Source organism: Litchfieldia alkalitelluris, assembly GCF_002153425.1.
In the GTDB taxonomy this organism is placed as follows: Bacteria; Bacillota; Bacilli; order Bacillales; family Salisediminibacteriaceae; genus Evansella; species Evansella alkalicola.
Genome location: NZ_KZ119600.1, coordinates 1,496,080 through 1,516,671, shown reverse-complemented (window position 1 = coordinate 1,516,671; position 20,592 = coordinate 1,496,080). Strand labels below are relative to the sequence as shown.

The following is a 20,592-nucleotide window of genomic DNA, read 5'->3' as shown; positions in this document are numbered from 1 at the left end:
TTTCGTTTAAGTTTGTTTTTTTAAAGAGATGTACATGGCTGAAAACAGGATAACTCCCATTCCCACCCATTCATTCCATATAGGCATTTCCCTTAACAGAATAATAGCAGCTAAAATACCATAAACTGGCTCTAAAGAAGCAATGATACTGGCAGATCTTACATTCACCTTTGACAAACCTTGGATATAAACGACATGGGCAACACCTGTAAATAATACGCCTAGCAATAATAATAATGAAAAATCTGAGCTAGTTATGGTGAATGGTATGAAAAGGGTGAAAGGAATTAGCCAGAAAAATGCAAATAAGTTTTGGTAAAACCCGACAGTAATACTTGAATAATTGCGTACATACTTGCGATTGAGTATTGAAAGTATAGTAAAGGTTACTGCGGAGACAAGACCCCATATTACCCCTTGTGTTACTTCGCTAGAAAGATCTACTGGAACGATAAAAATGACACCGACTACTGTCATTGTTGCTAACACAAAAGTCCTTTTATCATATTTCTCATTAAAAATAATTGGTTCTAGAAGACTTGCAAAAACAGGGAATGTAGCGAAGGTAACAAGTCCTATGGCTACAGTAGATATTTGGATAGAATGAAAAAAACTCCCCCAATGTATTGCCAATACCCCCCCAATAAAAATGAAAGGGAGATAATTTTTATAATTTGGTAGTAACACAGGCTTACTTATGATAATTAAAACTAACCATAAAAAAATTGCAGCAAAAAAAACTCGTCCTAAAACAATGACGTAAGCCGAGATAGTTAACCACTTAGCAAATAATCCTGATAACCCAAATAACAAGACTGCAATATGTACATAGCCCAATTCCCGCCTCATACTCTCTCATCCTACTTTCAAAATTATGTTCCTTTCGACCATTCTTCTACATAACTATGTTTTTTCCCTTTATTATATGGACACAAAAATGTCAAGGACCTGGTCCCCGAACGTTAATTCGGGGACCAGGTCCTTATGTGCCAACCTCAATTTCATCTGTTACTTCAATTCCTTCTAAAGTTACGTCAGCTCGGCATCCTAATAATTTTACCCCAGCTTTTTCTGCTTTCTGCATTGCTTCACCAAAAGCTGGATCAATATGATAAGCCGGCTTTAATGACATGATATCATTACGTTGGGCAATGAAGAGAATTGCAGTTTCCCAACCATCTTCTTTTTGTATCTGTGCAAGCTCAAGGACATGCTTTGTCCCCCTTGCTGTAACAGCATCAGGAAAGGTACCTAGACCTTCTTTTACTAACGTAGCGCCTTTGACCTCTACTAACATGTTCCGCCCATCTTTATGAGCCAAGAGTAGATCCCAACGCGAGTGCCCTTTCGTATATTCTGAACGGACGTACTCCCATTCCTTCAAACTATCAATTAGCTTCCCTTGAACTGCCATGACAGCTAACTTATTTGGAAGCTGCGCATTTAGGGAGACCCACCCATTTCCGTCTTCACGCTCCACAATGACAGAAGAGTATTTCGTTTTCCTCTTTGGGTCCTCTACCTTCCTCAAATATATTAGCTTTCCTGGTATTAGTAATTCCAGTAGCCGTCCTGAGTCAGCTAAATGTGCCTCCACCATTTCTCCTGTTTTTTCTAGTCTGCATTTTACAATAAAACGGTTTGGTCGCTCAACAAAAATAGCAGGAAGTAAATTCGGAGGAAAGCTAATAAATCTCTCCTTCTTATGATCTTTCTTCATAAAACTAGCCGCCTTTTTATTCACTTTTTAACATGATATTCGTAGAATAGTTATGTTGTTGAAACTCATCATCATCGACGTTCAATGTTAAAAAATCAGTACGTAATTCTATTTCATAATTGCCAGCTGGAAATCCTTCCCCATCTAAAAACCATTCAAATGACTCTAGATACTCTTCATCGCTCGCACTTAAAAAGGTTTTATTAAACTCTTTCTCAAGCCACTCTCCCCTATCTAACAATTGCTCGTTTGTAGGATTTTCTAGCCTTTGATGTATATTAGTTGCATGAATACCAAGTTCTGTTTCAGTTATATCATATAAAAAAGGCGATTCTCCATAAAAAATCGTTATGCTATCTTCTTCACCTACATACTTTAACTTCGCAACAATTTTTACAGACTCGTCTTCCTTATAAATCCCTTTAGAAGACTGTAATCTTATAATAAAATCTCCAGCTTCTGTTTCTGATATGATTGGATCCCTTCCCTCTGAAGAATATAGGTGTTCCTCTTCCGAACTACAACCAACCATCATTATTATGATTACAATAAAGCTATACAGAAACTGTCTCATATACAAGCACCTCTCGATTTGAGTGGAAGGCCAAAGGCAAAGGACGCTTAGAAGGCTATGATCTACTTAATCTTCACTGCTGTACCATATACTAATACTTCAGATGAACCTTGCATAATTGAAGATGAAGAGTATCGAATATTAACAATTGCATCAGCACCTAGCTTCTTTGCCTCTTCTACCATTTCCTTTTCAGCAATATCCCTTGACTCTCGGAACATTTCCTCATACTCAGTCATTTTACCCCCAACAAGGTTTCTTAAACCGCCAACAATGTCTTTCCCAACATGTTTTGCCTGTACTGTGTTTCCTGATACAATTCCTAAGGCCTTTTCAATCTCAACACCAGGGATTGTTTCTGTATTTACCATGATCATTAAAAATCGCCCTCTCTCATTATAATAGATTTTATTTACTCCATTTTATTTACGGTTAGAAAGTCAAATTAGTTTCAAAACGAGAGCAACCAATATACTTAGTTTTCATAAAAATACTATAATTATAAGTTCAATTGCATGGTTACAATAAAAAAAGTATAATAAAAGTACTTAAATGCCTAGAGGAAGGGGGATGTTATGAATTACTTCAAAAACCTCTCAAAAGAAACATATATTGTTTACAGTATTTTCATTATTTCTATCATCATCGGTATACTTGTGGGCGCAAATACAGAATGGTTTAGGCCTGCATTTTCAAATGCTGGGTATATGGCTGGATCCCTCATGTCTTGTCTTTTATTATTCTCTATTTATCAGACGGTTAGTTACTTCCGTGAAAGGCGTACAGGTACTAACGAAGCAAGCAATGAATCGAATTAATAAAAAACAAGCACTCGGTAGAACCGGTGCTTGTTTTTTATTTTATTATACTTGGTTCGCGTATTTCTTTTTCTTTGCAATACGCTCTCTTTCATTTTTATCAAGAATCTTTTTCCGCAAGCGGATAGATTCAGGTGTAACTTCACAAAACTCGTCATCATTTAAATATTCTAACGCTTCTTCTAAGCTCATAATACGTGGTTTTTTCATCGTCACTGTTTGATCTTTGTTAGCCGATCTCATATTCGTCATTTGTTTCATCTTCGTAATATTTACTGTAATATCATTTTCACGTGTGTGCTCACCAACAATCATACCACCGTAAATATCAGTACCTGGTTCAACAAAAATAGTTCCCCTGTCTTCTACTTGCATAATTCCGTACTGAGAAACTTTTCCATTTTCCATAGAAACCATAACCCCTTGACGTCTTCCTCCAACTTGTCCTTCTACCATTGGTTGATAACTATCAAAAGTATGGTTAATAATCCCATAACCCCTTGTCTGTGTTAAAAATTCAGTTGAGTAACCGATTAATCCGCGGGCTGGTACCATGAATTCAAGACGAACTTGGCCACTACCGTTATTAGTCATATTTTGCATGTCACCTTTACGTGCACCAAGGGACTCCATGACTGCACCAGTGTATTCTTCAGGAACATCTATTTGGACACGTTCAACTGGTTCACATCGTACACCATCTATTTCACGAACAATAACTTCTGGTTTAGAAACTTGAAGTTCATAACCTTCTCGTCTCATGTTTTCAATCAAGATAGACAAGTGAAGTTCACCACGTCCAGATACGATCCATACATCTGGGGATTCTGTATTTTCAACTCTTAGACTTACATCTGTTTCTAACTGAGCACGAAGACGCTCTTCAATCTTACGACTCGTTAAATATTTTCCTTCACGCCCTGCAAAAGGACTGTTATTAACTAAAAATGTCATTTGTAGTGTTGGCTCATCAATTCGTAAAATTGGCAGTGGATCTTGATGGTCCACTGGACAAACAGTCTCACCAACATTAATCTCTTCCATTCCAGAAACAGCTACTAGGTCACCAGCTTTCGCTTCTTCAATCTCAATTCGTTTTAGGCCTAAAAAGCCGAAAAGCTTAGTTACACGGTATTGTTTGACGCTACCGTCCAATTTCATGAGTGCAATTGAATCACCCACTTTAATCTTTCCACGAAATACCCTACCAACACCAATTCTTCCTACATAATCATTGTAGTCAAGAAGTGCAACCTGGAATTGAAGTGGTTCATCACTATTATCTACAGGGGCTGGAATGGACTCAATGATCATATCAAATAATGCTTTCATATCATCATCTTGTTTTTCAGGATCCGTACTTGCAGTTCCATTAATAGCAGATGCATATACGACAGGGAAATCCAATTGATCTTCATCAGCACCTAAATCAATAAATAAATCAACAACCTCATCCACTACTTCTACTGGACGGGCAAAGTCACGGTCAATTTTATTTACAACAACAATTGGAGTTAGTTTCTGTTCTAACGCTTTTTTTAACACGAATCTTGTCTGGGGCATACAGCCTTCATAAGCATCTACAACAAGAAGTACACCGTCTACCATCTTCATGATTCGCTCTACTTCTCCACCAAAATCTGCGTGTCCTGGTGTATCCATAATATTAATACGCTTATCATCATAGTTTATTGCAGTATTTTTTGCTAAGATTGTAATTCCGCGTTCTTTTTCAATAGCATTTGAATCCATTGCACGTTCCTCAACCTGCTCGTTGGAACGAAATGTTCCAGATTGATGCAGCAACTTATCAACTAAAGTCGTTTTACCATGGTCAACGTGTGCGATGATTGCGATATTCCTTATATCTTCACGAATTTTCATTCTATAATTTTCTCTCCTTACACGGTCTTTTTTTGCAACTGTACTATTATATCACAAATTAATCAAATGTAACGTACCCTATGAAATTTATTTTTCTCTATAAATGGGAAGTTAATGTATAAAAAGAGAAAAGCCTCATTTTTTACTATGAAAAAAAAGGCCTTAAAAAAAGATTTTCTAAGATAGGGCGAATCTAAAAGAACGCTCCTACCATACACACTGCTTCGTAATATCATTTATTCCTTCAATTAACAAAGTTTAACTTGTTCTAATGTAAACGTCATAGCCTTGCTCACGAAGTTCTCTGGCAAGTTCTTCTGCGTTATCACGATCAGTGAATGCGCCAACCTGGACTCGATGGATAACATCTGACGCCTTAGTTAATACTTCACGAAGTTTCTGTAATGTTTCTGGTCCAGCAATACCGTCCACTGCTAAGCCATGTTTTCTCTGAAACTCCAATACGCCATTCTCAGTTTCACTTCCAAAAATCCCATCGGCACCATATCTTGGTAAAGATTGGCCTGCCTCCATTAAAGACTCTTGTAATCGTCTAACTTGTTCTCCACGGTCTCCACGTCTTAATGTTTGGGTTGGTAAATTCATATCTTCTCCCCCATTTCCTCCTGGTTCTTCCTCCCTACCATCTATTGAATCAATACGCCCCCTAAGCATATCCATATCCAAGCTCGGACAAGCAGTTGATTGTTCTGGATGTTCATTATGTCCAAGAACTCTTCGAACTGGAACATACAAATCTTCCCTTAATGCTGCAACTAATTCAACTACACGGTCAATCTGAATATCCGTAAACTCACCATCACCTACAAGACAAATACCAATATTTCCAGTATTATGCCCACCTGTATGAAAACTTGTTACTTCTAATCGGTTTGTCCATTGGACATCACCATTCCTCAGAATGACAAAATGATACCCAATTCCAGGCCAGTTATTATTATTTACATGATAGTTCGCAAACGACTCTGCATTGCCACTCGGTGTTGCACTATGATGAATAGTTATATATGAAATTTCCTCTATGCGATGAGAACTGTAAGTCCTATTTGGATGGGTCGTCAATTGATCTTTTACATCCTCAAGATTAGCTAGATTTTGAAATTCCATTAACACATCTCCTCCTCGAATTTGATTAAGATGCGGTACTTTTTTTCATTTAATATAAATCACCCCACAGACAGCAGGAATTTTGTAGAGCAAATTATAGAGTATTATGCAATTTATAATATGTATCTCCTTTACTTATTGAAAGGTATGGTTGTCTAATGAAAGACACAAAAAATTGCGGGACCTGGTCCCGCAATTTTTTGTGAACATCCTTTATACAGTATTCGTCTCGTAAGTTCCCATTGTGGCATCATTAATAAATGGTGATTTCTCCCCATTTGAAAATAAATGTAGCTCATGCATCGCCCGTGTACAGACAGTGTAAAATAACTTCCTTTCCATTTCCCTACCATAATCATTTCCTGAAGCATCGTACACAACCACTGCATCAAACTCAATTCCTTTTGCTAGATAACTTGGTAAAACTAGCGTTCCTTTTTCAAAGGAGGTGGTATCCTTTTTGATGAGACGTAAACCTTCCAAGTCATCTCTCAACTCTTCATATACTTTTTCACTTTGATCCCCAGTTTTACAAATAATTGCAACCGAATCAAATTGAGAGCGTAATTCCTTTACTCTCTTCAAAATAGCCTGATGATGCTGTACCTTATCTCCCTCACCTATTAAGGTTAATGTTGGCTTCTTCCCAGGTCTGTTGAATGGCTCAATTTTATCTCCTCCAGGAATTAATCCACTTGTAAACTCCACTATCTCCTTTGTTGACCGGTAACTTCTCGACAGAATAATCTGTTCACTTGTTTCATTCTCCTCGACTAAGGTTTCAGTCGGTAAGAATGATGGGGAGTCAATGGAGTGTGCATAAATTCCCTGATTAAAGTCCCCTAAAATTGTCATTTTGCTATTTGGGAAAATATATTTTAAGTAATTAAATTGGAAGATGGAATAATCCTGCCCTTCATCTATAAAGAGATGTCGAATTCCAGAATTCCCCTTTCTCCCTTCAATCTTATCAGTAAGATATAAAAATGGGGTAGCATCCTCATATAGAAGAATACCACTACGGAGATTCTCTGTTGTATATTCAACAATTTCCTTCCAATTATACGCTAGTTTCACATCGCTACTTTCTTCAACTAAACCCTCCTGAATGAATTGTTCATACATATCCTTCATGTTGATAAAACGGAACTTTTTTACCATTCCATAAACAGGGTTAAATTTCGTCTTCACATATTTCTTCCTTAGTAATTCCTGTTCCTTTTCAAAATCATCGAAAGAATCCTCCCCTTTCATATTACTTTGGACCTCCCGATAAACCTCTAAATAGTCCTCTTTATGTAATAACTCAATTTCCTCAAGGACCCAATCTTTCTTCCGTTCTCGATGCTCTGCTTTTTTAATCGTAACAATCAACCATTCCATCACAAGATTAATTCGATTTGGAATAGGAAGTGCTTTATCAAGAGAATAGAAGTATTCCTCAATTTCAGCACGGGTAACTAATGTTTTATCCCGAAATACTATATCTTTAAAGCTCATATTTGCTTGAGATAAATGAGTAATATACTTATCTAATAGATCCTTAAACTGTTTGCTCGACTTTAACCTGATCCCTTCAAGTCTCAAATCATAATCTGATCTATCCAGCTCTCCATAGACAAATTCCATTTGAGTGAATGGATCCTCCACCTCGTAAGCCTTACCCACCCGTTGCTGAATATACTCGAAGAAAGTGGACTGCCTCATGTTTTCTTCCCCTAATTCAGGCAGTACTGTTGACACATAGCTATTAAAAAGATAGTTAGGTGAAAAGAGCATAATATTATCTGACGTAATTTTTCCTCGGTAACGATAGAGTAAGTATGCAACCCGTTGAAGCGCTGCAGATGTTTTCCCACTTCCTGCAGCCCCTTGGACAATTAAGTACTTACTCGTCTCATTACGAATAATCTGATTCTGCTCCTTTTGTATTGTAGCTACAATACTCTTCATTTGAGTATTTGCGCTATTGCTAAGAACCTCCTGTAATAACTCATCACCAATGGTTACGCCAGTATCAAACATGCTTTTCAACTGACCATTCCTAATAATATATTGACGCTTCAGGCTAATCTCCCCATCTACCTTTTCTTCAGGAACTTCATAGTGAGCGGGACCTGGGGAAAAATTATAGTACAGACTTGATATAGGGGCACGCCAATCATAAATCAGAAAATCCTCATCATTTTCATCCATTAGGGAAGTAATACCGATATACACTTCCTCGGGATCACTTTCACCCTTTTCCTTAAAATCTACACGTCCAAAATACGGATTATCCTTTAGTTTAATAAGATTTACCAGCTTTTTATAAAACTGTTTATGTGTCCTTTCCCTTTCTGAAAGCAATTCTGCTTGTTGTTTTATACTCGTGAAGGTTTCACCAATTTCATGTGCATCATCTAAATTGACAGTCACATCTTCCCAAAAGCTTTTTCTTAATTCTATGACCCCTTCTTTCAATCCACCTGTGTTTTCTTTGATTTCCTCTATTTTTTTGTTGATTAAATGTTCGACTGTTTCTACTCGTTGTTTTTCTTGTCTCCAATCAAGATCAGCATGCTGTGACACAACCTCACCCTCCCTAGTTCGCACTACATTTTAGAAAACCGTACGGAAATATTTACCGCACGGTTCTTCCATTCTATCTTATTTACTTATCCGTTGCCATGGGGTTCCGAATTTCGGTAATGCCCAACGGTCTAATCCATACCACCCGGCTACTTTCCAAGCGAGGATTAATAAAATTGCTATCATAAACATCACTGGATTTGAACTAACTGTTCCTGCAAGTAGGAAGGACATGTTCATTAGAGCTCCAAAAAACGCAGCAATTCCTGTTAATAACCCAGCGATAAGTCCAAGTCCAACTAGCACTTCACCCCATGCGACCATATAGGCAAACGGGGTTGCGTTTGGAATAACCACAGTCTCTAAAAACCATGCATACCAGACAGCAACATCACCTTCGCCAGCCCTTGCCAAGGCTCCTCCCATATAACCTTCCACTGCAGCACCTGCATTTGCCCCTGTCCAGCCTTCTGCCCCAACTTTCCCCCAACCAGCAGTTAGCCAGGCCCAACCTAAGTATAATCTTAAAATTAACCAGATCCATGCAGACCTCGTATTTGTAAATAAAAACCTTGAAACAGGATTCTCACCAATAATGATTTCACTTCCAAATCTACCTTGCTTCACTTCAACCAATATTCCTCACCTCTTTTTCAAATATTAAAATGTTATAAAGTAGACTACTCTTATAATTCCACGGAAGTCGTATATTAAACAAAAAAGTATATGAAGTAGTCCAGACACATAATAAATGTTGCCATATCTCACTCCTTTCCTACCTATTCCTATAGTCAATAGAGATTTTATAATTAATTCTGTAAAAAGTTAGTATTTCCTCCAATTAATATAAGAAAAGGCATGAATTCGGTTCTAACTACCTCACTCATGCCAGAATATTTTATTTACTTTTGTTATCCATATATTATTGGATTACAGAACTACTGAACTGTAGCTTCTTCTTTCTTAAAAAACCACTTTAGTGCCCGATAAACATCTGCTTTATCTCGTAATACGTAATGACGGAATCTTTCATCCTCAATATTTTTATATGCACTCATTAAAGTGGACGGTCGGTTATATTGATTTACTTCACCATATCCAAACATACTAGAAAGATCCATCAGCTCCTCCACAAGTCCTAAACAACGCTTATTATCCGAAGTTAAATTATCCCCGTCCGAGAAGTGAAATGGATAAATATTGTAACGAGTTGGGGGATACTTTTCTTCAATAAGCTCCAATGCCTTACGATAAGCAGAGGAACAAATGGTTCCACCACTTTCCCCTTTCATAAAGAAGTCTTCTTCTGATACCACTTTCGCTTCTGTATGATGAGCAATAAATTCAATTTCTACTGTCTCGTACTTTGTCCTTAGAAACCTCGTCATCCAAAAAAAGTAGCTTCTTGCCATGAATTTTTCCCAACGTCCCATACTGCCTGACGTATCCATCATTGCAAGAACTACTGCTTTAGATTCTGGTTTCACTTTCTCTTCCCACGTCTTAAAACGAAGATCATCGTTATAAATTGGAGCAACCCCTGGTTTTCCATTCATAGCATTACGTTTTACTGCTTCAAGAATTGTTCTTCGCTTATCAATATTACCCATTAACCCTTTTTTACGAATGTCATTAAATTCAATATCTTCTACAACGATATTGTCCTGTTCCTTTTGTTTTAAATAAGGCAGTTCTAGTTCCTGGAAAAGAAGGTTCTCTAATTCTGCTATGGAAACCTCCGCCTCATAATAGTCCTCACCTGGCTGTTCTCCCGCTCCTTCTCCTTTCCCTGCACCTTTCTTATCAGGTGTACCGTCTTGCGCAACCACGTCACCAACCTCACTATCACCATTCCCTTGGCCTACGTGCTTGTTTTTATCATAGTTATACCTAATCTTATATTCATCTAACGATCTTATAGGGATCTTGACTACCTCTCGGCCATTAGACATGATGATGTTTTCTTCGCTTACAAGGTCTGGTAAGTTCTTATTAATTGCTTCCTTGACCTTTTCTTGGTGACGCTGCTGGTCTTGGTATCCTTTTCGGTGGAGGGACCAATTATCCTGAGAGACAACAAAATTCTTACCTACACTGCCTTTCATCACTTTCCCTCCTCTAAATATTAAAATACATACACAACTCTGCACCATCTCACATACAATAAATTTGACGACACTGCTGAGAATAACATGCCCACTCTTTCCCTTTAAAAAAGAGTTTACTTTATACTATGCAGAAACCAGATTCAGTTGACAAAAAAATCTGATAAATAGAACATGTTATTTTTAGAGGTCATTATTAATACAACAAAAAGAAAAACACTGAGTTCCTATTCTCAGTGTTTCGTTGTTGAGTAAAACCTAAAATTTTTGGGTGGCCAATAGGCAAGGTTCGCTTTTCCAACGATATCCTCTACCTTTACAAAACCAATATGTCTACTATCCAGGCTATTGCGACGATTATCTCCTAAAACAAAGACATACCCTTCAGGAACTTGTTCATATCCTGTAATAGATTCGAGTGAGAAGTCTTCTGTAAACAATCCGTGCTCATAATTTTCTCTGTTATGCTTTAAAAAATCTTCTTCATACGGCTCTCCATTTACAAATAACGTATCACCTTTGTACATAACATGATCTCCTGGAACACCAATAATTCTCTTGATATAGTCTGATTCCTCCGTGGCATGGAATATGATTAAATCAAACCTCTCTGGTACACCAATCTCATAACCTATCTTATTTACGATAATTCTTTCCCCATCGTGAATGGTAGGCATCATAGACTGCCCATGTACAATATAATTTGTGAACAAAAAGCCCCTCACCAGTCCAACTAATATTAAGATAACAGCTATCGTTCTAATCCATGTTATGATTTCCTTTTTCCAGTGAGCTGTTTTCTGATCCCTCTCACGAACCTCTTGTAATTCCATACCCTTCTCCTCCACATAACAACGGTTTTTTAGGCCAAAAGCTATGGTGACATTCTCAAGAAGTTATACCAGTTAATATAATATTTTTAATAAATTTTCTATCTTCTTTTATCTAACTATTCAAACTTTTCACTCTTTTTAAATTATTATATGCTAAAAATGGGTATTAATAAACATTTATGCTTAAACTTTTTGATTGGTGATTAATAGATTAGTCATTCTCCTTGTCCATTTTTCAAAAAAAACAAAAAAAGACCCTGGTTATTTACCAGAGTGATATGAAGTGTATTCATTTATTAACGATTAAGGAGACTTCCAACATACCTCAAGAGATCGTTAGCTGATGTGGAGTTATAGCCATATTCGTCCACAAGCCTTGCAATGACCTCGTTCACTTTCTTTAACTGATTTTCATCAGGTGTCTTCGTTGATGTGGTTATCTTAACAACATCCTTCAAGTCTGCAAACAACTTCTTCTGAATCGCTTCTCGTAACCTCTCATGGGAATTATAATCAAACTTTTTCCCTTTACGAGCGTAGGCAGATATCCTAATTAATATTTCTTCGCGGAATGCTTTTTTTGCATTTTCCGAGATACCTATTTGCTCCTCAATCGATCTCATAAGTTTTTCGTCTGGATTCATTTCTTCCCCAGTAAGTGGATCGCGGAGCTTATTCTTATTGCAGTACGCCTCCACATTATCTAAATAGTTATCCATCAAAGTTTTTGCCGACTCTTCATAGGAATACACGAATGCCTTCTGCACTTCTTTCTTTGCAATATCATCATATTCTTTACGAGCCATTGAAATGAAATTTAAATAACGCTCTTTATCCTCTTCAGAGATGGAAGCATGTTGATCAAGCCCATCCTTTATAGAACGGAGAACATCAAGTGCATTAATTGCTTTTAAATCCTTTCTGATAATTGCTGAAGATATTCGGTTAATGACGTACCTTGGATCAATTCCGTCCATGCCTTCGTCATTAAACTCTGTCATCAACTCATCTACGTCCTGTGAATTGAAGCCTTCCACACTTTGCCCATCGTACAGCTTCAGTTTCTTCATAATATCTACACCATTCTTTTTCGAATCCTTTAATCTCGTAAGGATTGTAAAGATTGCCGCTATTCTTAGGGCATGCGGTGCAATATGAACATCAGAAATATCACTTTCTTTAATCATTTTCTTATATATTCGCTCTTCCTCTGTCACCCTTAAGTTATAGGGAATTGGCATAACGATAATTCTCGAATGAAGGGCTTCGTTCTTTTTATTGGAGATAAATGACTTATATTCTGCCTCATTTGTATGGGCAACAATCATTTCATCAGCAGAGATCAAAGCAAATCTACCAGCCTTAAAGTTCCCTTCTTGCGATAACGATAATAAATGCCATAAAAACTTTTCATCACATTTCAACATTTCCTGAAACTCCATCAGTCCGCGGTTTGCTTTGTTTAGTTCTCCATCAAATCTGTATGCCCTTGGATCAGACTCAGATCCATACTCTGCAATCGTGGAGAAATCAATACTTCCAGTTAAATCAGCTATATCCTGAGATTTTGGATCAGAAGGACTAAAGGTACCAACACCTACACGTTTATCTTCATCAAAGAAAATCCGCTCCACTATTACATCTTCAATTTTACCCCCGTATTCTTTTTCCAAACGCATGAGGTTTAGGGGGGATAAATTCCCTTCAATCCTAATACCATATTCCTTATAGAAATCATCACGTAGATGATGAGGAATTAAATGCAAAGGATCCTCGTGCATTGGGCATCCTTTAATGGCATATACCGCCCCTCGATCAGTACGTGAGTATTCCTCCAATCCCCGTTTCAGCATGGTAACTAGCGTTGATTTACCACCACTTACAGGTCCCATTAACAATAGTATTCGCTTTTTCACATCTAACCTTCGAGCTGCTGAGTGAAAATACTCTTCCACAAGACGTTCAATAGAATCCTCAAGGCCATAAATCTCATTTTCAAAAAACTTGTAGTGCTTTTTTCCATCCTTTTCAACTACTCCCGCATCTTTAATCATGTTATAAACTCGGGAGTGAGCTGTCTGGGCCACCTCAGGCCGCTCCCGTAGGATATCCAAATACTCTGCGAATGTCCCTTCCCACTTCAGGCGTCCTTCTTCCTCCCGGTGCTGTTGAATCTGATTTAATATGTCCATGCTCTCCTCCTCTCAACACCAGTAATACTATTAGACATCCCATGGTTCATCTTATGCGTCTACCTAGAATATGATGCTTTCATATTATTCAGATAACTCCCAATCCCTTCTATACTGCGATATAAAAAACAATGAACGAAATGTTTTTATTTAAATAAAAATCTCCCTATCTTGTGAAAATTTCTGTAAACTAGAAGTATTACGATGGGAGAGACGTGAGTGTATGCGAGGTTTTTTAGGATTTTCATTTACCTTGATATTAATAGGATTATTTTCATTCATTTTTATGGAAACAACAGAGGAGTTTTATCAATTAAAAACACTCCATGAGGTTTTAGATGAAGCTGTGGAGGTTTCAACAATTCAGCTCCCTGAAAAAAGCATTATCACTGATTCAAATGGAAACGTAGTTTCTGAAATATATGCTGTGGAAAACAGAATCAACCTTTCCTATGAAGAGATACCACAGACAGTTATTGACGCCCTTCTGTCTGCAGAGGATCAATCGTTTTTTGATCATAAAGGATTTGATATAAAGGGAATATCACGGGCACTGCTCATTAACTTAGAGAGCCAATCAATTGAGCAGGGAGGAAGCACAGTCACACAGCAGCTGATTCGAAACCTTTATTTAACGCATGATCAGTCCTATGAAAGAAAGCTATCGGAAATTCTTTATGCTTACCAGTTAGAAAGGGAGCTTACAAAAGAAGAAATTCTAGAGTTATATATTAATATTATCTACTTTCAAAACGGCGTTTACGGATTTGAAGCAGCGAGTTTATTCTATTTTAATAAATTCGCTAAAGAATTAAACGTTGCAGAAACAGCATTTTTAGCTGCCATACCAAATAACCCAACGCTATATAATCCATTAAAAAACGAAGAGTTAACTCATAAACGAAAAGAATGGATACTTGATAAAATGCTTGAAACAGGAAGCATCGACGAAGATGATTATTCGATCGCTTTAGAAGAGCATATTGAATTAAATCTAGGAAGTAGAGTTGATATATATCCTGATTATGTTACTTATATCCATACGGAATTCGAACAACTCATAGGGTTAAGAGAAGGCTACACAAAGCGCATTGAACACGCTCGTGATGCTGAGGAAAAGAAAACTCATCAGAGAGATTTGAAGGAGCGAGTAGAAGAATTATTAACGTCAGGTATCGTAATTGAAACAGCCCTACAGCCAACTGCTCAGAAGTCTACAGTTGATGCTGTAAATGCAATAAAAGGATCGAACATTCAAGGTTTACAAGGAGCGTCAGTAGTTATAGACCATGCAAAAAATGAAATCATTGCCATTACAGGAGGTCGAAATTACCAAAAATTTGACTTTCATAGAGGATATCAAGCCTATAGACAGCCAGGGTCTGCCATAAAACCGTTACTTGTATTTGCCCCATACATTGAAGAGACTGGGACAAATTCAAGAACTGTCATTGATGCATCACCGTTTAGTAGAAATGGGTATAACCCAAGAAATGCAGGTGGCGGTGTTTACGGAAATGTGCCAATGGAAACAGCCTTTAAACATTCTTATAATACAGCAGCAGTTCGTTTACTCGATACGATGTCACCTCCAACTGGCTTTTCTTACTTAAATGAATTTGAATTTGACAGATTGGTCGAGCAAGATTTAAATCTCCCAGCAGCACTAGGCGGTCTTACTCATGGTGTGACTGTACTAGAAATGACGTTGGCTTACACTACGTTTTCCAATGAAGGGAAATATACTTTCCCAAGAGGGATTAGACAAGTTACAGACAAAGAGGGTAATTTACTGTATCGTTGGCCTGATAAAGAAAAAAGAATGTGGAGTGAAGAAACAAATCAAATCATGCAACAAATGTTGTCCCTCGCCATAACAGAAGGTACAGGGCGAAACGCAGCATTCTCTACATCTGGTTATCTTGGGGGAAAAACAGGTACGACGAACAAAGTCCATGACCTATGGTTCGTCGGTGCTTCTAATCGATATACTACTGGACTCTGGTTAGGAAAGGATCAGCCAGCTTCCATTACATCTGCCAGCAGTCAGCATCTACACACAAAAACTTGGCGAGAGATAATGATGAAGCTAGACCATTAGATCGGTAGACTAGCAATTAAACTGTTATAAAGCTTTAATAAAGCATACACAATCGCCAATATAAAGGAGAACCAAAAGAACATATGGAAAAAGATAATTCCAATTAACGACAAGAATGTAAGGGAATCTCCAAGCTTATAAATAAAGTAAATGAAATACGTAAAGCATGAAAGAATAATTAAACCTGTTAAAAGATAAAGGTTGAACGTGGCAGCAATTGATAATAGGCTCGTGATTAGAAATATCCAAGCGCCACCACGGACATTCTTCAGGTCCGTCCCTTCCTCATCCTTTGAAAAAAACAAGAGGGATAGCTCATTGATTGTGTTTGCAATAAGCTTTAAAGCTGAAAACAGCATAAAAAAGAATAACCAAAGTAAAAATAGTAATGTAAGGTGGATACCCCTTTCAGAGAAGAATTCAATCATCCCTTCAAAGAGTCCAATATCCACAAGGTAGTTTATCGTTATGTTTTCAAAAAAAATGGAATAGGACAAACTAAATAAGATGATTGAAATGAGCGGAAAGTGGCTTGTCAAATATGTATTTTTCATCATAGTGCTCCTATGTCTACTAGAGATCTATAAAATATGGATAAAATAAATGTTCATATATGAATTCATTTAGTTGATGCTAATATTATACGATACGAATATTAAATAGAAAAGCGCTGGTAGACAATGATTGGAAACATATACTTTTCCACCCGCAGAAAGCGAGTAGCATAAGCGAGTTTAATTACATCATGTATATTTTCTCGGTAGCCAAATTAAAAGAAGCAAAGATAGCTCTTCTCTTTTCATTCGAAAATAAACATGGTATATTGAATGATAGATATAGTCTAAGGGGGCTTATTTATGGGTACTTTATTAATTTTAGGGGTTTGTGTGGCGTTCTTAGTAGCAATTTTCACAGCTGGTTATGACGATAATCCACATAAAAATTAGTACACAGTCTGCAATGGTCGGGAGCCATTGCAGACATTTTTTTTACTATAAAAAATCTATTCTTTTTTCTGGCTCGTCTGAATACGATAGTATGGAATAATAGACGAGGTGGGATTCAAATGAAATGCTTTCTATATCCTGATATCGGTCGAGTGGACGAACCCCTACAACTCCATATGAATGGGTTAAAACCAAAAGAAAAAGTTAATCTAAAGCTTAGGTGGGAAGCACCAGCAGGTCGATGGACATCAGCACTCAGCATGAACGCTGATGAGAATGGAAAAGTTACGACACAAAGTAAAGAAGTTTTAGCCAATTTAATTTGGAAGCTTCGTCCTGAAAACAATGATGACTTTGGAAAATCAACTACATCTGAGATAGAACCATTCGTTTATCATATTGACATTGAGGCAACGGAATCAGGCTGGACAGAATCCAGAACTCTCACAAGGCTTTTTCAAGAAGATCACGTTAACCGCAAAAATATTATAAAAACTGATTTTGAAGGAAGTTTCTTTTATCCGAATAATACAGAACAATTCCCTGTAATCATTGTGTTGGGTTTTGATGATTTACAATCACACCATACAGCTGCGCTCTTGGCATCTAATGGATATGGCGCCCTTCAATTATCCTATTGTGCTGGAAAAATGGACGGCCCAACTACAAGAAAAAGAACCGTTGAACAAGTGCATCAGGCAGTAGATTGGGTAAAAGAAAATGTAAAAGGCAACAAGAATATTATTTTATATGGCATGTCAAAAGGAGCAGAGCTCGCATTGCTTACCGCATCTAAAAACAAAGATATCAAAGGTGTTATTGCCATGTCACCTACTAGTCACGTTTTGGAAGGATCAGACAATCAGAAACAAGCATCTCCTTGGACTGAAAAAGGGCAATCAGTCCCATACGTCCCATTAAGTTCTGGTTTGGATAGGCTAGTAAAAAAGGTTTTCAAGTCATCTATCCATAATGCAAACACGATCAAACAAAGCATAGAGAAATATGATAAAAAGGGAAAAACAGACGCAATTATTAAAGTGGAAAATATTCATGGACCCATTCTCTTACTTAGTGGGGGACAAGATGCTTATTGGCCTTCTAGGTGGATGGCTGAAAAAATAATGTATCGTCTATCCCAAAATAAATTCCAATATGAAATGGAGCATCTGGAGTATTTGGAGGCAGGTCACCACCTTCCACACCCTTACATGCCAGCACCAAGTAAGGCACTCACCTTAGCATTGGGAGGAGATCCACTAGACAACGTTGTTTCTGGTAAAAAAGCTTGGGAAGGTACACTCAAGTTCCTTCATGATCATTTTCCTCCAGCACAAATACCATTAGAAACCTATTCAGTCCAAATATAAATTCTGAAAAGCACAAATACCTTAGTCATAGGCATTAAAAAGGGATTCCACAGTTCACATACAAGTGAGCTATAATGGAATCCCTTTATAAGTTGTTTTTGTGACCGATGACCGAGGCACTTGCCCTTTTCTATTTAATATTTGGAAACTGCTGTTGTCTTAATGCCTCATACACAACTATAGCTGCAGTATTTGAAAGATTTAAGGAGCGGATATGCTCTGTCTGCGGAATACGGAAACAACGTTCTGCATTATGCTCAGTCAATGCTTTGGGTAGGCCTTTCGTTTCCTTTCCAAACACAAAAAAGTAATCATTCTCCAGGTTACTATAATCAAATTCGTGATAATATTTTTCCCCTATGGTTTCAATATAGAAAAACTCTCCATCAGGATACTTCTCAAATAGTTCTTCAATAGCATCATAATGATTGACTTTGACATTTGGCCAATAATCACAGCCAGCTCGTTTCAGCATTCTGTCATCAGTTGAAAATCCTAAAGGATGGATCAAATGTAAAGATGTATTCGTGCCTGCACAAGTTCTGGCAATATTCCCTGTATTTGCTGGTATTTCTGGTTCGTGTAGTACTACGTGTAGTCCCATGATTTCACCTCTTACTTGATATAAAACACTATTCTTCAATTAGTTCCAATGACTCCACTAATTTCCGCACTTCTACTTCCGATGCTTGTTTTCCAATTGCCTGATACAATGGGATATTATCGTTAGCATTAAATAAATCGTCCTTGTTCACGAATGTGTATTGAACAATTGGCACAGGTTCAACAAAACGGTTTAACTCACCTATGAAGCCCCCTATTTCTGTATACGACTCATCAGGAAAACTTGAAGTAGTATTCAAACCCTCAACAATCACATGCGTTTGGAGAGCGAGTATATCGAGCCCTTGAATATTTAAATCTTGTACTAAATCAACCCGGCCATCATTTTCAGTCTTGTAACTTAAGACAAGTAGATCATCATCAAACACCGTTTCGTTAATCTCCCACCCCTCAGGAAGAGGATCAGGTAACAATACAGGAAATGGGAGCTCCCTCGCCGCCTGATAAACGGTCATATCTGATTTACTACACCCTATGGAAATAACGATGACAAAGCTAAGCATAAGGTACTTTATTATTTTTCTCATAAACAGACACCTATTGTTTTCCGTGAAGGAATTTATTTGACTTCATCTAATGAGTCACTATCCATTATACTACCTTCGCCGGAATAAAACATGTTGCTTATAAAAAAAGGTGTTAATAGTTAAAACTTAGGAATTTTTATCAATGATATGAAAGAATTTATACTTAATGTTTGGTGTCCATGCTGTTGAATCATCATATTTCCAATATCGCATTCTGCTATTTGTCGTATGGGCATTTACTAGGGGCTCCCCTTCCCCATCTCTTCCAGTTACAATGGTTGTATGCTGCCAATTATCATCACCATTAAAATCATAACAAATGATGTCACCCTTCATTAGTTGGTCGGCACTAGATACTTCCCTTGCCAGAAGACCAGATTTCGTACCACTAAAGTACCATCTTAATGCATGGGCAACAGTCCAGCTATAACTCCACTGATCATTTTGGTACCACCACCCGTTCGAACGGTTCGGCTGACCTGTCATTGGAGCGCCCCCTGCATGTAAACATTGGGAAATGTAATTTGTACAGTCATTCTCAAATTTTTGATAAGCAGGATTAAAATCATTCCACCATCTTTCAGCATACCTAACCGCTTCCATTCGATCATATATATAGTCGGGGCCTTGTCGTGTGTCCCTTTGAAACTCTTGGGTAATATTTTTTGCCTTCAAGTTACCAAGCCCATCACGGTTTAATAAATAGTCATCAATGATATCTTCATCTTCCATCACAATACGTCTAGTTTGCATATTTTCTTCTATATAAAACTGCTCTTTATGTTTAATTACATGTTGAATAGTTACAACATAGTCCACTAACGCCCTGTTTTCATATTGTTCTTCGTTAATTATCTTGCCATCAACGATATTTTTTACAATTTTTGCATTTCGCTTTTCCAATGATTCATGCTTTCGTTCAATCGCATCCATTTCATCATTTCTTAATAAACTTCTCACCTCAGGCCCATTTAAATAACACTCCATACAGTTTTCCACATGGTTTTTAATTTTTTCTAACATCCCATTTCCCCTCCTATCCTTACTATATGTATTCAATGTAAGAAGGAATAAATGAGTGAATGGAGATGATAATTTTTAAAAAGCATGTTTGATTAGTCCTTCGCAAACTCGATTTCACTCTAGGTCTAAGTACAAGTACGATATCTGCTCAAAAAAGAGCCCCCAGATGGAGACT

General features: G+C 37.4%; 18 protein-coding genes. 3 read left to right on the top strand and 15 right to left on the bottom strand.

The features are described from left to right. Positions 1-6: 6 nt before the first annotated feature. From BW724_RS07065 to BW724_RS07050, 4 genes are all read right to left on the bottom strand, one after another. Entirely contained in the window at positions 7-849 is an 843-nt protein-coding gene (locus BW724_RS07065) for a DMT family transporter (RefSeq protein WP_088074557.1), read from the bottom strand. 133 nt (positions 850-982) lie between these two features. Further along, complete coding sequence (sfsA, locus tag BW724_RS07060; protein WP_088074556.1) at positions 983-1,720, bottom strand: DNA/RNA nuclease SfsA; 738 nt, start codon at positions 1,718-1,720, stop codon at positions 983-985. Positions 1,721-1,736: 16 nt separating this feature from the next. Continuing rightward, positions 1,737-2,294 (bottom strand): hypothetical protein, encoded by a 558-nt coding sequence (locus BW724_RS07055; protein WP_088074555.1) that lies wholly within the window; start codon positions 2,292-2,294, stop codon positions 1,737-1,739. Positions 2,295-2,356: 62 nt separating this feature from the next. Next, entirely contained in the window at positions 2,357-2,671 is a 315-nt protein-coding gene (locus BW724_RS07050) for a YbjQ family protein (RefSeq protein ID WP_088074554.1), read from the bottom strand. A 198-nt stretch (positions 2,672-2,869) separates the two neighbouring features. On the opposite strand from BW724_RS07050, the gene BW724_RS07045 reads away from it, so the two are divergent. After that, complete coding sequence (locus tag BW724_RS07045) at positions 2,870-3,112, top strand: hypothetical protein (RefSeq protein WP_088074553.1); 243 nt, start codon at positions 2,870-2,872, stop codon at positions 3,110-3,112. A 45-nt stretch (positions 3,113-3,157) separates the two neighbouring features. Here the strand turns inward: BW724_RS07045 and typA are convergent, their stop codons facing one another. The 7 genes from typA to BW724_RS07010 all read right to left on the bottom strand — a co-directional run bounded on the left by typA (position 3,158) and on the right by BW724_RS07010 (position 13,825). Continuing rightward, entirely contained in the window at positions 3,158-4,996 is a 1,839-nt protein-coding gene (typA, locus tag BW724_RS07040; protein ID WP_088074552.1) for a translational GTPase TypA, read from the bottom strand. A gap of 258 nt (positions 4,997-5,254) precedes the next feature. Further along, the gene (locus BW724_RS07035) at positions 5,255-6,124 is read right to left on the bottom strand and encodes an N-acetylmuramoyl-L-alanine amidase (protein WP_088074551.1); all 870 of its coding nucleotides are present in this window, start codon (positions 6,122-6,124) and stop codon (positions 5,255-5,257) included. A 213-nt stretch (positions 6,125-6,337) separates the two neighbouring features. After that, positions 6,338-8,695 carry an RNA polymerase recycling motor HelD gene (gene helD / locus BW724_RS07030; protein WP_088074550.1) on the bottom strand — a complete coding sequence of 786 codons (2,358 nt, stop codon included), beginning with the start codon at positions 8,693-8,695 and terminating at the stop codon, positions 6,338-6,340. 78 nt (positions 8,696-8,773) lie between these two features. Beyond that, the gene (locus BW724_RS07025) at positions 8,774-9,331 is read right to left on the bottom strand and encodes a DoxX family protein (protein WP_235848920.1); all 558 of its coding nucleotides are present in this window, start codon (positions 9,329-9,331) and stop codon (positions 8,774-8,776) included. Between the two features lie 302 nt (positions 9,332-9,633). Continuing rightward, the gene (yhbH, locus tag BW724_RS07020; RefSeq protein ID WP_088074549.1) at positions 9,634-10,800 is read right to left on the bottom strand and encodes a sporulation protein YhbH; all 1,167 of its coding nucleotides are present in this window, start codon (positions 10,798-10,800) and stop codon (positions 9,634-9,636) included. A gap of 233 nt (positions 10,801-11,033) precedes the next feature. Further along, a complete protein-coding gene (lepB, locus tag BW724_RS07015; RefSeq protein WP_088074548.1) occupies positions 11,034-11,633 on the bottom strand; it encodes a signal peptidase I in 600 nt (199 codons plus the stop codon). A 296-nt stretch (positions 11,634-11,929) separates the two neighbouring features. Then, positions 11,930-13,825 (bottom strand): PrkA family serine protein kinase, encoded by a 1,896-nt coding sequence (locus BW724_RS07010; RefSeq protein ID WP_088074547.1) that lies wholly within the window; start codon positions 13,823-13,825, stop codon positions 11,930-11,932. Positions 13,826-14,048: 223 nt separating this feature from the next. Here BW724_RS07010 and BW724_RS07005 point away from each other — a divergent pair, with 223 nt between their 5' ends. Then, entirely contained in the window at positions 14,049-15,926 is a 1,878-nt protein-coding gene (locus tag BW724_RS07005) for a transglycosylase domain-containing protein (RefSeq protein ID WP_088074546.1), read from the top strand. Here the strand turns inward: BW724_RS07005 and BW724_RS07000 are convergent. Next, the gene (locus BW724_RS07000; protein WP_088074545.1) at positions 15,923-16,480 is read right to left on the bottom strand and encodes a DUF5366 family protein; all 558 of its coding nucleotides are present in this window, start codon (positions 16,478-16,480) and stop codon (positions 15,923-15,925) included. The two genes, BW724_RS07005 and BW724_RS07000, sit on opposite strands and share 4 nt — an antisense overlap. 512 nt (positions 16,481-16,992) lie before the next feature. On the opposite strand from BW724_RS07000, the gene BW724_RS06995 reads away from it, so the two are divergent. Beyond that, positions 16,993-18,243, top strand: coding sequence for an acyl-CoA thioester hydrolase/BAAT C-terminal domain-containing protein (locus BW724_RS06995; RefSeq protein ID WP_088074544.1), 1,251 nt, complete (start codon positions 16,993-16,995; stop codon positions 18,241-18,243). A gap of 130 nt (positions 18,244-18,373) precedes the next feature. Here BW724_RS06995 and trmL read toward each other — a convergent pair whose 3' ends face one another. The 3 genes from trmL to BW724_RS06980 form a co-directional block, all read right to left on the bottom strand. Then, a complete protein-coding gene (gene trmL / locus BW724_RS06990; RefSeq protein WP_088074543.1) occupies positions 18,374-18,847 on the bottom strand; it encodes a tRNA (uridine(34)/cytosine(34)/5-carboxymethylaminomethyluridine(34)-2'-O)-methyltransferase TrmL in 474 nt (157 codons plus the stop codon). Between the two features lie 28 nt (positions 18,848-18,875). Then, positions 18,876-19,394, bottom strand: a complete 519-nt coding sequence (locus tag BW724_RS06985) for a hypothetical protein (protein WP_088074542.1) — start codon at positions 19,392-19,394, stop codon at positions 18,876-18,878. Positions 19,395-19,520: 126 nt separating this feature from the next. Further along, complete coding sequence (locus BW724_RS06980; protein WP_088074541.1) at positions 19,521-20,417, bottom strand: amidase domain-containing protein; 897 nt, start codon at positions 20,415-20,417, stop codon at positions 19,521-19,523. Positions 20,418-20,592 lie beyond the last annotated feature (175 nt).